Source organism: Bradyrhizobium sp. (assembly GCF_049581145.1).
Classification (GTDB): domain Bacteria; phylum Pseudomonadota; class Alphaproteobacteria; order Rhizobiales; family Xanthobacteraceae; genus Bradyrhizobium.
In genome coordinates, this window is record NZ_JBAURI010001151.1 from 1 (window position 1) to 1545 (window position 1545).

The following is a 1545-nucleotide window of genomic DNA, read 5'->3' on the forward strand; positions in this document are numbered from 1 at the left end:
GTATGACCGAGCGGATTCTGCATGACCGGCTGCAGATAGATCGCGGATAGCGCACCCGCGCGATATGCCTTGACGAGCGCATCGGGACGGATGCCCTCGCCGTCCATCGCGATCGGCACCAACGTGACCCCAAGCCGCGCCGCGATGCCCTTGATCATCGGATAGGTCATCGCCTCGACCGCAAGCCGTCCGCCGACCGGCACCAGCGCCGAGACGGCAGCGGCGAGCGATTGCCGGCCGCTGCCCGCAAACAGAAAACCCTCCGCCCGCGGCCGCCAGCGATCGGTCGCGAAGAAAGTGGCACTGACTCTGCCGGCCTCGGCAAGCCGGCGCTGCGTGACGGGCGCCAGCGCCGCACCGAGCGTCTCGGATCGCTGCCAGGACCCAAGCGATTTGCCGATCAGCGCGGCCTGCTCCGGCAAAGTGGGAAAGTTGAATTCGAGATCGATGCGCCCCTCGAACGGCTCGAGCCGCAGCGGCGGCAGTGGTGTCTGGCCTGCGACGAAAGTGCCGCGGCCGACCTCCCCCACGACGAGCGCGCGACGCAGCAGTTCGGCATAGACCCGCGCGGCGGTCGAGGCGGCAATCCCTTTCTCATAGGCGAACTGGCGTTGCGGCGGCAGCTGTTCGCCCGCCTTCAGGCGCCCGGCGGCGATCTCGGCCGCGATGGCGTCGACCAGCGTGGTGTAGGAAGCTTTCATGCGATATTGCACCGAGAGCAATGTTTTGATTGCTCCGCTTTGTATCGAGACATTACTCTGATCGCAATTCCGAAATCGAGCGGCGATGAGTGCGATCATGGTAAATTCCCTGGTGCAACGCGGAGCCCCGCCGCAGGCGTTCGACAGTCTCAGAACGCTCTTGCGTCTGCCGCAGCTCTGGCTGCAGCGGCGCGCCTGGCGCAGCGAATTGTCGGCACTCGATGCCGCGCAGATGCGCGACTGCGGGCTCGATCCCGAGACGGTGCGCCGCGAGGCGGCCAAGCCGTTCTGGCGCAGCTGAAGGAGGCGGACCATGCGCGCCCACCCGTTCCAGCAAATCGACCTGTTCTCGGGCACGCCGTTCAGGGGCAATCCGCTGGCGGTGATCGCCGAAGCCGATGGCCTCGATGATGCGGAGATGCAGAGAATCGCCAACTGGACCAACCTCAGCGAGACCACGTTCCTGTCGCGGCCGCACGAGCCCGCCGCCGACTACCGCGTCCGCATCTTCACGCCGGAGCGCGAGCTGCCGTTTGCCGGGCATCCGACGCTTGGTTCCTGCCATGTCTGGCTCGCGCTGGGCGGCCAGCCAAGGGGCGACGTCGTCATTCAGGAATGCGGCGCGGGCCTCGTGCGGGTGAAGCGCGATGGTACCCGGCTGGGCCTTCGCGGCACCGCCGCAACGGCGCTCCGGTGATGTGGCCCCCGAGCTGCGAGCCCGCATCGCGCATTCGATCGGCGTCGCCGAACCTGCGATCCAAGCCGCGCAATGGGTCGACAACGGTCCCGGCTGGGTTGCGGTGCTGCTCGGCTCGCGCAGCGACGTCCTCAGCCTGACGCACGC

The 1545-nt window shown here is 67.5% G+C and carries 2 protein-coding genes and 1 pseudogene; 2 read left to right on the forward strand and 1 reads right to left on the reverse strand.

The features are described from left to right. A partial coding sequence (locus tag WCB02_RS36665) for a GntR family transcriptional regulator (RefSeq protein WP_423966596.1) occupies positions 1–701 on the reverse strand: 701 nt, incomplete at its 3' end. Between the two features lie 97 nt (positions 702–798). Here WCB02_RS36665 and WCB02_RS36670 point away from each other — a divergent pair. Further along, positions 799–1002, forward strand: coding sequence for a DUF1127 domain-containing protein (locus tag WCB02_RS36670; RefSeq protein ID WP_423966598.1), 204 nt, complete (start codon positions 799–801; stop codon positions 1000–1002). 12 nt (positions 1003–1014) lie between these two features. Then, positions 1015–1545 (forward strand): annotated as a pseudogene (locus WCB02_RS36675) (PhzF family phenazine biosynthesis protein); the annotation flags it as partial.

Excerpts from the sequence above, each read along its gene's own strand:
- WCB02_RS36670 (WP_423966598.1), top strand. The coding sequence starts at position 799 with ATGGTAAATTCCCTGGTGCAACGCGGAGCCCCGCCGCAGGCGTTCGAC.